Source organism: Martelella sp. K41-7, assembly GCF_055808365.1.
In genome coordinates, this window is record NZ_CM147867.1 from 2,477,430 (window position 1) to 2,492,308 (window position 14,879).

The window sequence follows — 14,879 nt, forward strand, 5'->3', positions numbered from 1 at the left end:
CATGAACAGCACATGGATTGCCGCAATGACCCTGCGTATCGCACTTTATCAGCCTGATATCGCCGGCAATACCGGCACGATCTTGAGGCTCGCGGCCTGCCTCGGCCTTGCCGTCGACATTATCGAGCCGGCGGGTTTCGCACTCTCCGACAAGAACCTCAAACGCGCAGGCATGGATTACATCGCCAAGGCGGTGATGACCCGGCATGTCGACTGGCAAGCGTTTGAGGACTGGCGGCTTGAGAGCGGCAGGCGCCTAGTGCTGGCCTCCACCAAGGCAAGCCTTGCCTATACTGAATTTCCGTTTGAAACAGACGACATTCTGCTTTTCGGTCGCGAGAGCGCGGGGGTGCCGGATATCGTCCATGAAAGCGCCGACCACCGGGTGCGCATTCCGATGGTGCCGGACGAGCGCTCGATCAACCTCGCCGTTTCCGTCGGGATGATGGCCGGAGAGGCGCTCAGGCAGACAGGCGGATTTGAAGGACTCTCGTGAGAACTCAATCCGCCGACGACAGCCTGCGCATGGTAAACTCGATCCGGTCGCCGCTCAGCACACGCCAGCTTTCGACCTCGGTCCAGTAAGCGGCCTTGGGATAGCTGTCGAACCATTCGCGCGCCTTGGCGCGGGCGTCCTCGCGTGACAGGCAATAGCGTTCGCGCACGAAACCGCCGCCGCCTTCAAGCTGACGGTGTTGCCTGATCCGCTTTTTCAGCCCGTCCATGGAGGGCGGCTTGGGAAGATTGGCCATCCCGCTATCCTTCAACCTGCAAAAAAGATAAGGTTTTATCGTTAGATTTGCGAGTCAAATCAAAAGCCCGGACAACCGGGGAAAAGCAATTCCAGGAAAAGTGGAAACCGGTTTTCCGTTCGGAATGCGTAAAAACGAAAAGACAGAGCATTGCAGGTGACACAACTTTCACCGGAAATGTTCTCGTGCGTCGAAGCGGAGTGCATGACATGGAACGGCCGAACCTGTCCACAGGTCTACCGGACGATATCGAGACCAGAAAGAGTGCGGCCCGAGCCTGGTTCGAAAGCCTGCGCGATACGATCTGTTCCGGCTTCGAGACCCTTGAAAAAGAGCTTACCGGCCCGCTCAGCGATCTTGAGCCCGGACAGTTCGAGGCCAAGGACTGGACCCGTGAAAACGGAGAGGGCGGCGGCCGGATGTCGGTGATGCACGGTCGCGTGTTTGAGAAAGTCGGGGTTCACACCTCGACCGTCGAGGGCGAATTCTCCGAGGAGATGGCCAAGTCCATGCCGGGCGCCGATGAAAACGGGCGCTACTGGGCAAGCGGCATCTCGCTGATCGCCCATCCCGTCAATCCGAATGTACCTGCCGTCCACATGAACACGCGGATGATCGTGACCGGAAGCTGGTGGTTCGGCGGCGGCGCCGATCTTACCCCGGTGCTCAACCGCCGCCGTCGCCAGGAAGACACGGATACCATCCTGTTTCACCGCGCCATGGAAATTGCCTGCAACCGGCATCAGGGCGTCGTTGATTACAACAAGATGAAAAAGTGGTGCGACGACTATTTCTATTTGCCGCATCGCAAGGAGCACCGCGGCGTCGGCGGCATTTTCTTCGACTGGCAGCACTCGGCGGATGAAAAAGGCGGCATGGATGCCGATTTTGCCTTCGTGCAGGATGTCGGCCGCGCCTTCAATCTCGTCTATCCGCGGCTGGTGCGCTCCAACTTCAACCACGAATGGACATCTGCCGATCGCGACGAGCAGTTGATCCGCCGGGGGCGCTACGTCGAGTTCAACCTGCTCTATGACCGCGGCACCGTTTTCGGGCTGAAAACCGGTGGCAATATCGAGGCAATTCTCTCTTCCCTGCCGCCTGTCACGAGATGGCCTTAATCTAAATCGTTATAGTTATTTTTTTACCCATAATTTGCCTTGTTCACCTTGCACAAAAGGGTTCTACTGACCAAGTCGGAAGAAGACTTGAACCCCGAACTTGTCCGAGAGGAGCAGGACAATGGCAGACAAAGTCAAGCATACCGAACACAAGGCATCATTGGACGACTACAAACCCAAACCTCAGAAGGTGGCGGGTACCGATGACAGCAAATACGCCGCCGAGATGGCATACCGGCATGGTCGGCCATGCGAATCCTCAGCAGTGTTCGAGACCTGGGCCCAGCACTGAGTCCCAGCGGTGATACAATGGACAAATGCTCTTTTCCGTTGAAAGGGTGTTGAACGCTCCACCTCGGCGCATATTTACCGCCGAGGCGGCAGCAACCACGAAAAAATGTCTCAAGGCGCCGGTTTCGGGCGAACAATTGACCTCCACCGGCGTTTTAACTGAAGACGGAAAACGAAGGAGGAAGACATGAAACGTTTTGATTGCGGAACGCTGGTGCCGGGTTGCACCTGGCACACAAGCGCAGAAGACGAAGCCGAAGTTGTCCGCCGCTCAGTTCAGCATCTGCGCACAAGCCATGGCGAACACATTATTCGCGAAAACATGGTCGAAAATATCAAGGAGCGGATCAAGGACGAAGAAAAGGCCTGAGGCCCTACCCTACGTCCTATCTGACTTCAGCATATCCAACCGGGCGGCCAGCGCTGCCCGGTCCAGTTCAAAATCGCTTTCCACCCACTGCTTTTCCAGGCTTGCAAGTATTTTGCCAACCTCGGGACCAGCCGGAACTCCGGCCTTGACGACCTCCCCGCCCGAAATCGGCATTTGCGGCTTCTCCCAAACCTTTGCCTCTTGGACGAGCCGTGACAATCCCGCAGCATCGGCAAGCGCGTCGTGGTCACCGCCAGCCGCTTTTGTCCGCGCCGTTGCAAGTGCCAGACGGAGCTGCATCATGATCCCCGACTGTCCGTGTTCATAGAGCAGCTTGTGCAGACGCGCCTTTGAACTTGCAGATTCTACGGAAGGTGCGACGGCGAAGGCCAGCATCCGGTCGCGCTCGGCATTCGAAAACTTGAGCCGTTCCGCCATTTCTTTCAGCCGCACATCATAGGGTGGCACCATGGCTGCAAGCCTGAGGCAGGGATCCGGCGCCCAGCCAAAATGGCGCTCGGCGTCAATCAGGCCCGGGATGGCATCAATCCCCCATTTCTCTGTTTCCGGCACCACGATGGTCAAAACACCGGTCTGGCGCATCCACAACAGCGCACGCGATGGGTCAGTGGCGCCCAGAAGCTTCTTCAACTCGGCCCAGACCCGTTCAGCCGAAAGCGTCTTCAATCCGTCGCGCTGGCGCACGCTTGCTCTCAGGCCATCCGCATCGGGTCTGCCGCCGCCATACCAGGCGAAGAACCGGAAGAACCTGAGGATCCGGAGATAGTCCTCGGTGATCCGCGTTTCTGCCTCACCGATGAAACGGACAGTCTTGGTCTCGATATCGGCCAGCCCCTCGACGAGATCGATCACATTGCCATCGCGACCGGCGTAGAGCGCGTTGATCGTCAGATCGCGGCGCGCGGCATCCTCAGCCCAGTCGGTGCCAAACCGCACCGTCGCGTGGCGCCCGAAAGTTTCAATATCGGCCCGCAGTGTCGTGACCTCGAAGGGCTTACCCTCGCAGACAATTGTCACCGTGCCGTGCTCGATACCGGTCGGCACGGGCTTCATACCCGCCGCCTTTGCTCGCGCGATGACCGCGTCCGGCACCAGCGTGGTCGCCATATCGATATCGCCGACAGGCATGCCCATCAGCGCATTGCGCACGGCCCCGCCGACAACCCGCGTTTCAGCGCCTTCGCCGTTGAGCACATCAAGCACCTGTTGCAGCCGGGTTTCGTTGAACCATGGATCGTCACTGACTGTTTTCACGCATAAAGCCTTTCATATATTGTCCTGACGATGCTGGCCGTAATGCCCCAGATCCGGTATTCGCCATAATTGATTTCGTAATAGCGCCTGGTTTTGCCGCCCAGCATGCCGCTTCCATGCTGATGGTTGGCCGGGTCCATGATGAAACCGAGCGGCACTTCGAAAATGTGGTCGACCTCGTCCGGGCTCGCCTTCAGCGAAAATCCCGTCCGCACTACCGAGAGGATCGGCGTAATCCTGTAACCGGTGCCTGCGAGATAGACCGGAAGCCGTGCAACGGGCTGCACAAAACGGCGTTCGAGGCCGATTTCTTCCTCGCACTCACGCAAAGCCGCATCCTCCGGCGACAGGTCCTCAGGGTCGATTGATCCACCCGGAAAGGCAATCTGGCCGGAATGCTTGCGAAGCTTGGTGGTACGCCGTGTAAAAATCACCCGCGCCTCATCTCCGTAATCGACGACAGGGATCAGCACGGCTGCCGCGCGCATTTCAAGGTTCTCGATATAAGCGGAAAGGTCCGGATTGAGCTTGTGATCGCCGTGATCGCGCCATGCCTGTTCTGCCGGGAGCCCGCGCTGGCTGAGTGCGCGCTGGCGAAAGTTCGCCGCGGCAAAAGGCGGGTTCATGGCAGTCACAGGCCTTTCTCCAGCTTCGCCATTTCCATCACCGGGAACAGCTGACCGCAGGAACGTATCGCAAACATAGCTTCACCTTCGATAACAACCTCCTCGCCAAATTCGACCAGATCATAGGTCAGCGCCCTCGAAAACAGCGCCTCCAGCCGTCCCCTGACCAGCACATAGGGCTTCAGTTCCGCGTTTTCCCCTGAAATTTCAAACCGCAACGGATGGTCGCCGCCGATCTCCACCACGTCACCCATATTGGTCCGCACCGAAAGAATCTTTTGATCGCCCTCGCCTGAAATATCCATGGCAACGGCGACAAACGGGGCATCCTCGACGCGGATCCTGATCTTTTCAACAGGCGTTACCAGATAGGTCTCGCCGTCGGCATCCTTGCGCAATACCGTTGAAAACAGATGCGCAAGCGCTGCACGGCCGATGGCCGTCCCACAATAAAACCATGTACCATCGCGGCGGATTTCGATGTCGAGATCACCGCAAAACGCCGGGTCCCACTTTTCAACCGGCGCGGGCCCGCGTTTGCCTCCGCCCTCAAGCTGGCGCGCAATCGCCGAGGCCAGCCCCTGCGCGTCGTTTATCTGTGATGTCGTCCGGTCCGTCATCTTTCCGTCCCAGTTTCGGGTCGAATATTGTTCGCTCTCGAAATAGTCATTCCAAACCGGCTTGTCAGCCGCTGGCAGGTGATTATCCTTTTTGAAAGACAAAACCAGCGATATGCTGGCAAAACCCGAACTGGCTCTAGGCCGTGGAGACGTTTGTATGGATGCGACTGACACGAATGCTGCTCAGGAGATCGTGGCAGAGGCCGAAAAAGCGCTTGAAGACATCCAGAACGTAAAGGCAGAAGTCTCCAAGGTCATCTATGGCCAGGAGAATGTTGTGGAGAGCGTGCTGCTGGCCGTTCTTTCCGGCGGGCATGCCTTGCTCGTTGGCGTTCCGGGACTGGCCAAAACCAAGCTGGTGATGACGCTTGGCACAGTGCTCGGGCTTGCGGGCAGCCGTATCCAGTTCACCCCGGATCTGATGCCGTCGGATATTCTGGGCTCCGAAGTGCTTGAGGAAAGCGAGACCGGACGCCGGTCCTTCCGTTTCATCAAGGGGCCGGTGTTTGCGCAATTGCTGATGGCCGATGAAATCAACCGTGCCTCGCCGCGCACCCAGTCGGCACTTTTGCAGTCGATGCAGGAATATTCCGTCACCATCGCCGGCCAGCATTACGATCTGCCGCGCCCCTTCCATGTGCTCGCCACCCAGAACCCGCTGGAGCAGGAAGGCACCTATCCCCTGCCCGAAGCCCAGCTCGACCGATTTCTGCTGCAGGTCAATGTGGGCTATCCGGACATGGCATCGGAACGCCGTATCCTTCTGGAAACCACCGGCGCGACGGAAGAAACGGCAAGCGCCGTCGTCACAGCCGAACGGCTGATGGAAATCCAGGCGCTGATCCGCAAGATGCCGGTAAGCGAAAACGTGCTGAACGCAATCCTGGAACTTGTACGCGCCGCCCGCCCTGGCCAGGGCTTTGAGGAGACCGACCGCAATGTGGCCTGGGGTCCGGGCCCGCGCGCCGGACAGGCGCTGATGCTGACGGCACGCGCCCGTGCGCTTTATCAGGGACGGCTTGCGCCTTCTGTTGACGATGTGCGCGCGCTTGCTGCACCGGTTCTCCAGCATCGCATGGCGCTGACATTTTCCGCACGCGCCGAAGGCATTACCGTCACCGACGTCATCGCCACCATCGCCGAGCGCGACTTAAACTGACAGGCAGCCGCCATTGGCTTCGATCGGACAAACGACACCGCCGACCGCCCGCAACTCGGCCCTTGTCGAAGGCAAGAGACGTGCAGCACTGCTGCCGGATTGCCTGATCGAGGCGCGTCGCATTGCCAATACGGTGATTGCCGGCTGGCATGGTCGCCGCCGTCGGGGACCGGGCGAGAACTTCTGGCAGTTCCGCCCCTATGCGCCGGGCGAATCTCTGATGAAGGTCGATTGGCGGCGCTCTGCGCGTGACGACCACACCTATGTGCGGGATATGGAATGGGAGGCGGCCCACACGGTCTGGCTTTTTGCCGACCTGACGCCATCGATGCATTTCCGCTCCGAACTTGCCCCGGTCTCCAAGGAGCACCGCGCGCTGGTTCTGCTGCTGGCCGTTGCCGACACGCTGCTGCGCTCGGGCGAGCGGGTCGGTTGTCCCGGCCTGATGGAGCCTGTGGCAAACCGCAATGGCGCGGAAAAGCTCGCCCACCTTCTGGCCACCGCGCCCGACATGCCTTCTGTTCTGCCAGACACACAGATGATGCGGGGACCATCCGAACTGATCATCATCGGCGATTTCCTTGATACCCCGGACGCGCTGTTTTCGCAGATTGCACCGCTTTCAGAGCGCGGGCTGAAAGCCCATCTGGTGGAGGTTGCAGACCCGGCGGAAGAAAGCTTTCCCTATAGCGGCCGCACCGCCTTTGCCGATCCGGAAACGGGCCAGGAACTCACCCTCGGTCGTGCCGAAAGCCTGAAGGACGCCTATCTGGAGCAATATCTGGCCCGACGTGACGTGATTTCAAACACCGCGCGCCGTTCCGGGTGGACCTTCTTCACCCATCACACCGACCGCCCGGCCTCCGAAGCGCTGACGGCGATGCATATGCGGCTTTCCGGTGATAACGGAGGGCAGCGCTGATGGGTGGTTTTGAATTTATCAGCCCGTTTGTGCTCGCCGCCCTGGTGGTGCTGCCCGCAATCTGGTGGCTCTTGAAACTCACGCCGCCACGCCCGCGCCGCGAGGTATTTCCGCCGCTTGCCATCCTTCTCAGTCTGGCAAAGCGCGACGAAACCCCGGCCAAAAGCCCGTGGTGGCTGACATTGCTGAGGATGGCGCTTGCAACGCTCGTCGTTCTCGCCATCGCCAATCCGGTGATCAATCCGGACCGCACCGAGATATCATCAGATGGCCCGCTGGCACTGCTGATCGACAATGGCTGGGCGAGCGCCGAAGACTGGGCCGCCAGAACCAGCGCCGCCGACGCGCTGATCGAGGCGGCCGGGCGCGCCGACCAGCCCGTGGCACTGGCATTCACCGCAGACAGAACCGCAGACACACGCCCGGTTTCGGCAAGCGAGGCCCGGCAGAGACTGGCCGCTGCCGAGCCGCAAGCCGCGCGTCCCGAAAGGTTGCCGGCCGCGAGCGCGCTTGTCGCAGCGCTGGACGGCACGCCCCCCGGCACCATCGCCTTCCTGACCGACGGGCTTGCCGGGCCGGACGATGCCGCCACCATCGACATGCTGGCCAGCGCGAACGCCGATGACCTTCTTGTGATGCGCTCCGAGCGCCCTCTCCCGTCAGCGATCACAGAAGTGGACAACGGCGCAACGGCGAGCCGGATCACGGCTGTGCGAGCCGAACCGGGCCCGCGTGAAGAGCTGACCGTCAACGCCTATGACCTGCAGGGGCGCGTGATCGCTGCGAGCCCACTTGTCTTCGAGACCGGCGCGCGCGCGTCAACCACGGAAATCCGCGCGCCCTTCGAAGTCCGCAATGATTTCGCCCGGATCGCGATCGATGGCGCAGCCAATGCAGGTGCGGTGCAGCTTCTCGACGACGGCTTCCAGCGCCGCAGAGTGGCACTCGTTTCCGGCAGCCCAGCCAATGAGGCCCAGCCGCTGCTGTCTGCAGCCTATTACCTGCGCCAGGCGCTGGCCCCTTATGCCGATCTGATTTCAAGTGATACGGCAACGCTGCCCGAACAGCTTGACGCCCTTATCGAACAGAAGCCGTCCGTCATCATCTTAAGCGACATAGGAACGTTGAGCGAGGAGACCCATGCGCTTCTCGAACATTGGGTGGAAGGCGGTGGCACGCTGATCCGTTTTGCCGGGCCTCGTCTGGCATCTTCAGAAGGTGACGATACGCTTTTGCCGGTGCGCCTTCGCTCCGGCGCGCGCGCATTCGGTGGGGCCATGAGCTGGAGCGAGCCGCAAAGCCTTGCGCCCTTCCCGCAGACCAGCCCGTTTTACGGCCTGCCCGTGCCGGAGGACATCACCGTGTCCCGCCAGGTTCTGGCCGAACCCGCACCGACATTGGCCGACCACACCTGGGCAAGCCTTGCTGACGGCACGCCGCTGGTGACCGAAGGCGTGCTCGGCGACGGGCGGCTGGTGCTGTTCCATACCTCTGCCGATCCCAACTGGTCGAACCTTCCGATCTCTGGCTATTTCGTCGAAATGCTGCGCCGGATCGTCAATCTCTCGCAGGCCAGTGCGGCCGCTGACGGCGACGGCGGTTCAGCGCCCCTGCTCGCCCCCTATCGTCTGCTTGTTGCCAACGGCACGCTGACCGGCAATATCAGCGGCGCAAACCCGCTTGCCGATACCGGTGGAAATCTGATCGCGACAGCGGAAAACCCGCCCGGGCTCTACGGCTCGGCCGACGGCTTTACCGCCGTCAATCTCTTCGGCCCGCAGGATACGCTTTCGCCGCTGGACGTTTCCGCGTTTGGCGATGGCAGTCGTTTCCAGCCGATCGGCGATGCCCGTGCCTTCAGCCTCAAACCCTGGCTGCTGACGGCCGCGATGATACTGCTGATTGCCGACGGGCTGATCATGCTGGCCATGAATGGTGCATTTTCGAGCCTCAAGGCGCGGCGCGCGGCGCTGCCGCTGATCCTCGCGGCAAGCCTTGCCGCCGCTCTGCCCTTTGCGCCCGACGTCGTCAGCAAGGCCCATGCGCAGATGAGCGACATGGAAATCGCCGACCTGCTCTATGAAACGCATCTTGCCTATGTCGTCACCGGCGAGGCGGAGACCGACCGGATTTCCGAACGCGGGCTCAAGGGCCTGTCCGACTACATCTCCTATCGCACAGCACTGGAGCCGGGCGACCCCATCGGTGTCGATCCGGCGGAAGACGAACTGGCGTTTTATCCGCTGATCTACTGGCCGGTTTCTGCCTCCGCACCGATGCCCTCGCAGGAGGCCATTGCCGGGATCGAGGCCTATATGCGCAATGGCGGCACGGTGTTATTCGATACCCGTGACCAGTATTCGCCGCTCGGCCAGAATGCCGTCAGCGCCAATACAGCAAGGCTGCGTGCAATCCTCGACAATATCGACGTGCCGCCGCTCGAGCCGGTGCCCGAAGGTCACGTGCTGACGCGCTCATTCTATCTGCTGTCTGATTTTCCCGGCCGCTATGACGGTTCGCCGCTTTGGGTCGAGGCGCGTTCGGGCGCGACCTCCGACATGGTGACGAGCGGCGGTGATGGCGTTTCGCCGATTATCATCACCGGCAATGATTTCGCCGGCGCCTGGGCCACCAATGCCGACATGACGCCGATGCTGCCAACCGTGCCCGAAAACCCGCGCCAGCGCCAGTTCGCCTACCGCACCGGCGTCAACATCGTGATGTATATGCTGACAGGCAACTACAAGGCCGATCAGGTGCATGTTCCGGCGCTGCTGGAAAGGCTGGGGCAATAATGAACCTGACCTTCGCCCCCCTGGTGCCGCTGACCGCAATCTACGCAGCGCTTGCCGCCGTCATCGCCCTGATGGTGCTCGGCTATCTCACCCGTATGCGCGCAACGACACTGCGTGCCGCCGCCGGTTTTCTGCTGGTCGCAGCCATTGCCAACCCGACGATCAGCCAGGAGGAGCGCTCGCCGCTGACGACCATCGTGCCGATCATTGTCGATCGCAGCCAGAGCCAGTTGACAGAAGATCGCACCGGACAGACAGACGCGGCGCTCGAAACGCTGAAGGCACGGCTTGCCGAAGACCCGATGCTGGAACCCCGCATCGTTGACGTGGCAACCGCCAACGAAAACGGCCGCGCCGAAACGCTTGCCTTCCGTGCTCTTGCCGATGCCGTGCGCGATGTGCCGCCAAGCCGGATGGGGGCCGCCTTTTTCATCACCGATGGCCAGATCCACGACATTCCGGATAACGCTGCCGCGCTGCCAGCCGACATTCCGGTCAACGCGCTGGTGACGGGCACGGCGCAGGAATATGACCGCCGCATCGAGATCAACGAGGCCCCGCGTTTCGGCCTTGTCGGCGAAAGCCTGCCGGTGGAGTTCACCGTGGTCAATGATGGTCCGGTAGACCAGGCCGAGGGCGGCACAGGTCCCGCCATGGTCACCGCCCGGCTGAACGGCACTGTGGTGGCCGAAATGCTGGTCGCGCCCGGTATTTCGACGCGTTACGTCTTCGACATCGAAAATGGCGGCGAGAATATTCTGGAACTCTCCGTCGATCCCGTTGCCGGCGAACTGACCGAGGTGAATAACCGCGCGGTCCAGATCGTCGAGGGCATTCGCGAGAATCTGCGCGTGCTGCTGGTGTCCGGCTCGCCGCATTCGGGCGAACGCACATGGCGCAACCTGCTGAAATCCGATCCGTCCGTCGATCTCGTGCACTTCACGATTTTGCGCCCGCCGGAAAAGCAGGACGGCACGCCGATCAACGAATTGTCGCTGATCGCCTTTCCGACGCGCGAACTGTTCATCGACAAGATCGACGATTTTGACCTGATCATCTTTGACCGCTACCAGAACCGTGGCGTTCTACCGCTGCTCTATTACGACAATATCGCCCAATATGTGCTGAATGGCGGTGCGCTTCTTGTGGCCGCCGGGCCGGAAATTGCAGGCCCGGAATCGATTGCGGCAACGCCGCTGTCTGCCGTGCTTCCGGCAATTCCCACCGGCAATCTGTCAGAGGGCGGTTTTTATCCGGAAGTCTCCGACACAGGCGAGATGCATCCTGTCACCCGTGATCTGCCGGGTGATGGTTCAGAACCGCCGGCCTGGGGCCGCTGGTTCCGCTCCATTCCCGTCGGTGAAGCGCGCGGTGAAACGGTGCTGACGGCAGACGGTGCCCCGCTTCTGGTGCTCTCACGCGAAGGTCAGGGCCGGATCGCAGAATTTCTGTCCGATCAGGGCTGGCTTTGGGCGCGCGGCTTTGAAGGCGGCGGGCCTTATGTGCCGCTTTACCGGCGCATCGCCCACTGGCTGATGCAGGAACCGGCGCTGGAAGAAGAAGCGCTGACGGCGACAAGCGATGGCGAGCGGCTTGAAATCACCCGCCAGACCATGGGCGAGGCCCCACGTGATGCAACGGTCAGCACACCTTCGGGGCAAGCGATAACCGTGACGCTTGAAGAACAGGAACCGGGGCTCTTCCGAGGCGAAGCTCCTGTCAGCGAAATGGGGCTTTTTTCCATTCAGAACGGCGACCTGCAACGCCTGATCAATATCGGCGATCCCGATGCGCCGGAATTCAAGGCGATGATTTCGACCACCGAAACTCTGGCACCGCTTGGGCGTGAAAGTTTCGGGATGGTGCAGCGGATTGCCGACGGCCTGCCGCCGGTGCGGGTAACCTCCGGCCCGCTCAGGCCCGGCAATAACAGCTTCATGCCGATTGTCGCTACGTCAGATACAAGGCTTGAAAGCATCCGCTCACTGCCGCTTTTTAACGGTTTTTTCGGACTGGCCGCCCTTCTGGCACTGATTTCGGCAACCTGGTGGCGCGAGGGCCGCTCCGGAGCATCAGGCGATTAGCCTGAAACGCATCATGCCAACGAGCTTTGCCTCGACGCCCTCCACCAGCGGATCGGCAAGGATACGACGGGGATCGACAGGCCCCGGCAGAAGCAGGGTCGGAGGAACGGTCGGACGGAAGCCGAGCGGACCGTAATAGGGCGCATCCCCGATCAGGATCACAACCTCGGAGCCCGCCTTTGCAGCAGCCTCCACGGAGATGCGGACCAGATTGCGCCCGATCCCCCGGTTCTTGTGGGACTGCCGGACGGCGAGCGGGCCGAGCATGTGGCCGACAGCCCTGCCCGCCCAGACCGGCGTCAGCCGCACGGAGGCAATCACTGCGCCTTCATCCAGACAGACGAATGACAGCGCGGGATCATGCGGCCCCTGCTCACGGATACGGCTGGCCGTACGCGCGAAACGACCTGGTCCGAAAGCCTCGGCGTTGATTTCTTCAATGATCTGGTCGTGGGAAACCTCTTCGGGGAGGTAGCACAGTTCGTTTGTCATTTTTCTAAGAACCTGTCTGGAATACGCAATTGGAAGTCGCCGAAGAAAATCTCCGGTTTCAAATCTTCAATCAGCGTCGTCGCAGGATCCGCATGACAAATTCCAGTTTCTGGGCCAAACGCCACTAGCAGGAAAACCGCAGACCGTCCAGCATGACGGGAAGAAAAGCGCAATTTCTGGTGACCCGCAACACAGTGTCAAACGTTTCGGGACTGGCAAAGCAAATATGGCGCCGTATGTAAGGTGCAAAGAGAAGAGAGAGGAATGAAAGGAGCATCCGATGGGTATGCTGGTAGACGGCGTCTGGAAGGACGTCTGGTATGACACCGATAAGTCCAAGGGCCATTTCAAGCGCGAAAGCTCGAAGTTCAGAAACTGGATCACCGCCGATGGCAGCGCCGGACCGGATGGCAAAGGTGGGTTCGAGGCTGAAAAGGACCGCTATCACCTTTATGTCGCGCTCGCCTGCCCGTGGGCGCATCGCACTCTGGTGTTCCGCAAGCTCAAGGGGCTTGAGGACTTCATCGACGTTTCAATCGTCGATCCGCTGATGCTGGAAAATGGCTGGGAATTCAAGAACCGCGACGGCGGCACCGACGACCCCGTAAACGGCACCGATTTTCTCTGGCAGGTCTATACCAAGGCCGATCCGAACTATACCGGCCGCGTCACCGTTCCGGTGGTATGGGACAAGAAGCGCGAGACCATCGTTTCAAACGAATCCGCCGAAATCATCCGGATGTTCAACAGCGCCTTTGATCATCTGACCGGCAACGACCTCGACTTCTACCCCGAAGACCTGCGCGGCGAGATCGACGAGATCAACGCCATCGTCTACGACACGGTCAACAACGGCGTCTACAAGTCCGGCTTCGCGACAACGCAGGACGCCTATTCGGAACATGTGAAAAAACTGTTCGAAACGCTCGACATGCTTGAAGAGCGGCTCGGGGGAAACCGCTATCTGTTGGGCGACACCCTGACGGAAGCCGACTGGCGGCTGTTTACGACGCTGGTTCGCTTCGATCCGGTCTATGTCGGCCACTTCAAGTGCAATCTGAAGCGGATCGCCGACTATCCGAACCTCTATGGCTATCTGCGCGAACTCTACCAGATGCCGGGGATTGCCGGGACGGTCAATTTCGATCACATCAAGGGCCACTACTACGGATCGCACAAGACAATCAATCCAACCGGGATCGTACCGGAAGGGCCGATCCAGGAACTTGATACCCCCACGGGCGATAGTGGTTCCTGCCAGAAAGCGAAAGGGCCAAGTCGTGGTTCTATCCCGCGCCGCTTCGCTCTTCGAGCCAGTGCCGGGTTTCCTCCATGAGCTCGGGGCCGAGGTTTTCCAGAACCTCCGCCCCGAGGTCGGCAAGGCTTGTTTCAGCCAGTGAGGCCCTCCAGGCAGCATCGGCACGCATCATGACCTTGGCGATCGGGCATATCGCCTTGGGACAAAAACCCTTCGGCAGACACGGATTGGCAAAGCGGATATCGCGGCATTGAAACAACGGCGCTTTCCCCTCAACTGCCTCGACGATCTCGAGAAATGAGATATCTCTGGGATCTGCAGCGAGCCTGTAGCCGCCTCCGGGGCCGAGTGCGCTCTCAACGAGCCCGGCCTGGGAAAGGGATTGCAAAGCCTTCGAAAGGTATTCCTTGGGAATGCCATGGAAGGTTGCAAGCACCTTTGTGGGCAAATAGCGTCCGGGCGGCAGACCGGCGAGCACGGTGGCCGCATGAAGGACCCATTCGACCTGATTTCTAAGCTGCATCCGCTTCCAAGCCGGCCTTTTCAAGACCGTAAAGTCTGTCCATCGAGCCGGGCCGGCTCTGATAGGCAACGCCCAATCTGTTCCATCCATTAATCGACACGATCACATAGGTCAATTCAGCGATCTCCTGCTCGCTGAAATGGAGAGCAAGAGCCGTGCGCGCCGCGACCGCCTTGTGCGGATCGATTATGCCGGTAAGCGCCTCGGCATAAGCCAGTGCGGCTTTTTCCCGGTCTGTAAACAGCGGTGAATCATCCCAGACGGCAACATGGTAGAGGCGCAACTCCCTTTCACCTGCGATTTTGGCTTCCTTGTTATGCATGTCGAGGCAGAATGCGCAGCTGTTTAGCTGCGACACCCGGATATCCACCAGATGCCTCAGGCGCGCACTGAGGCTGTTTGCCTTGAGCTTTGTCGAAAAAGCGATGTAGGCCTCGGCAAGCGCAGGCGTGAACTCAACATAAGACGGCTGTTTCATGATCTCTTCCTCTTGCAATAATAAGGATACATTTTATCCTTAAGGATATTTGATATCCTTATTATGCGATAAGTCAAGCCTATCTGGCTTCCGCCGCCCGCTTCGAAAGTCAC

General features: G+C 60.2%; 16 protein-coding genes. 9 read left to right on the forward strand and 7 right to left on the reverse strand.

Annotation, left to right across the window (positions count from 1 at the left end; genetic code table 11):
- Nucleotide 1 precedes the first annotated feature (1 nt).
- Nucleotides 2-496, forward strand: coding sequence for a tRNA (cytidine(34)-2'-O)-methyltransferase (locus tag AC0L7L_RS11770; RefSeq protein ID WP_473509150.1), 495 nt, complete (start codon nucleotides 2-4; stop codon nucleotides 494-496).
- A gap of 4 nt (nucleotides 497-500) precedes the next feature.
- Here AC0L7L_RS11770 and AC0L7L_RS11775 read toward each other — a convergent pair whose 3' ends face one another.
- Complete coding sequence (locus AC0L7L_RS11775; RefSeq protein ID WP_272212114.1) at nucleotides 501-752, reverse strand: hypothetical protein; 252 nt, start codon at nucleotides 750-752, stop codon at nucleotides 501-503.
- 209 nt (nucleotides 753-961) lie between these two features.
- On the opposite strand from AC0L7L_RS11775, the gene hemF reads away from it, so the two are divergent.
- The 3 genes from hemF to AC0L7L_RS11790 all read left to right on the forward strand — a co-directional run bounded on the left by hemF (nucleotide 962) and on the right by AC0L7L_RS11790 (nucleotide 2,534).
- A complete protein-coding gene (gene hemF / locus AC0L7L_RS11780; protein ID WP_473509152.1) occupies nucleotides 962-1,873 on the forward strand; it encodes an oxygen-dependent coproporphyrinogen oxidase in 912 nt (303 codons plus the stop codon).
- A 121-nt stretch (nucleotides 1,874-1,994) separates the two neighbouring features.
- Complete coding sequence (locus tag AC0L7L_RS11785) at nucleotides 1,995-2,165, forward strand: hypothetical protein (RefSeq protein ID WP_473509154.1); 171 nt, start codon at nucleotides 1,995-1,997, stop codon at nucleotides 2,163-2,165.
- A gap of 186 nt (nucleotides 2,166-2,351) precedes the next feature.
- Entirely contained in the window at nucleotides 2,352-2,534 is a 183-nt protein-coding gene (locus AC0L7L_RS11790) for a DUF1059 domain-containing protein (protein ID WP_272212115.1), read from the forward strand.
- A 9-nt stretch (nucleotides 2,535-2,543) separates the two neighbouring features.
- On the opposite strand, the gene AC0L7L_RS11795 is transcribed toward AC0L7L_RS11790, so the two are convergent.
- The 3 genes from AC0L7L_RS11795 to AC0L7L_RS11805 are packed head-to-tail and all read right to left on the reverse strand — an operon-like array spanning nucleotide 2,544 to nucleotide 5,055.
- Nucleotides 2,544-3,809, reverse strand: a complete 1,266-nt coding sequence (locus AC0L7L_RS11795; RefSeq protein ID WP_272212116.1) for a CCA tRNA nucleotidyltransferase — start codon at nucleotides 3,807-3,809, stop codon at nucleotides 2,544-2,546.
- Complete coding sequence (locus AC0L7L_RS11800; protein ID WP_272214215.1) at nucleotides 3,806-4,435, reverse strand: CoA pyrophosphatase; 630 nt, start codon at nucleotides 4,433-4,435, stop codon at nucleotides 3,806-3,808. Before AC0L7L_RS11800 ends, AC0L7L_RS11795 begins: the two co-directional genes overlap by 4 nt.
- A gap of 5 nt (nucleotides 4,436-4,440) precedes the next feature.
- Nucleotides 4,441-5,055: a DUF1285 domain-containing protein gene (locus AC0L7L_RS11805; RefSeq protein ID WP_272212117.1), complete on the reverse strand. Its 615-nt coding sequence runs from the start codon at nucleotides 5,053-5,055 to the stop codon at nucleotides 4,441-4,443.
- Between the two features lie 157 nt (nucleotides 5,056-5,212).
- Here AC0L7L_RS11805 and AC0L7L_RS11810 point away from each other — a divergent pair, with 157 nt between their 5' ends.
- Genes AC0L7L_RS11810 through AC0L7L_RS11825 form a run of 4 tightly spaced genes read left to right on the forward strand, consistent with a single transcriptional unit; the run spans nucleotide 5,213 to nucleotide 12,015 of the window.
- Nucleotides 5,213-6,214, forward strand: a complete 1,002-nt coding sequence (locus AC0L7L_RS11810; RefSeq protein WP_272212118.1) for an AAA family ATPase — start codon at nucleotides 5,213-5,215, stop codon at nucleotides 6,212-6,214.
- Between the two features lie 13 nt (nucleotides 6,215-6,227).
- Nucleotides 6,228-7,136 (forward strand): DUF58 domain-containing protein, encoded by a 909-nt coding sequence (locus AC0L7L_RS11815; RefSeq protein WP_473509157.1) that lies wholly within the window; start codon nucleotides 6,228-6,230, stop codon nucleotides 7,134-7,136.
- Entirely contained in the window at nucleotides 7,136-9,931 is a 2,796-nt protein-coding gene (locus AC0L7L_RS11820; protein ID WP_473509159.1) for a DUF4159 domain-containing protein, read from the forward strand. The genes AC0L7L_RS11815 and AC0L7L_RS11820 overlap by 1 nt, the downstream gene beginning before the upstream one ends.
- Nucleotides 9,931-12,015, forward strand: coding sequence for a hypothetical protein (locus tag AC0L7L_RS11825; protein ID WP_473509161.1), 2,085 nt, complete (start codon nucleotides 9,931-9,933; stop codon nucleotides 12,013-12,015). Before AC0L7L_RS11820 ends, AC0L7L_RS11825 begins: the two co-directional genes overlap by 1 nt.
- On the opposite strand, the gene AC0L7L_RS11830 is transcribed toward AC0L7L_RS11825, so the two are convergent.
- Nucleotides 12,004-12,507: a GNAT family N-acetyltransferase gene (locus tag AC0L7L_RS11830; RefSeq protein WP_473509163.1), complete on the reverse strand. Its 504-nt coding sequence runs from the start codon at nucleotides 12,505-12,507 to the stop codon at nucleotides 12,004-12,006. The two genes, AC0L7L_RS11825 and AC0L7L_RS11830, sit on opposite strands and share 12 nt — an antisense overlap.
- A gap of 280 nt (nucleotides 12,508-12,787) precedes the next feature.
- Between AC0L7L_RS11830 and AC0L7L_RS11835 the strand changes: the two genes are divergently transcribed.
- Entirely contained in the window at nucleotides 12,788-13,843 is a 1,056-nt protein-coding gene (locus AC0L7L_RS11835) for a glutathione S-transferase family protein (protein ID WP_473509165.1), read from the forward strand.
- Here the strand turns inward: AC0L7L_RS11835 and AC0L7L_RS11840 are convergent.
- Together AC0L7L_RS11840 and AC0L7L_RS11845 are read right to left on the reverse strand one after the other, a co-directional pair.
- The gene (locus AC0L7L_RS11840; protein ID WP_473509167.1) at nucleotides 13,794-14,288 is read right to left on the reverse strand and encodes an RrF2 family transcriptional regulator; all 495 of its coding nucleotides are present in this window, start codon (nucleotides 14,286-14,288) and stop codon (nucleotides 13,794-13,796) included. The genes AC0L7L_RS11835 and AC0L7L_RS11840 overlap by 50 nt on opposite strands.
- Entirely contained in the window at nucleotides 14,278-14,766 is a 489-nt protein-coding gene (locus tag AC0L7L_RS11845; RefSeq protein ID WP_272212128.1) for a carboxymuconolactone decarboxylase family protein, read from the reverse strand. Before AC0L7L_RS11845 ends, AC0L7L_RS11840 begins: the two co-directional genes overlap by 11 nt.
- Nucleotides 14,767-14,879: the final 113 nt, after the last annotated feature.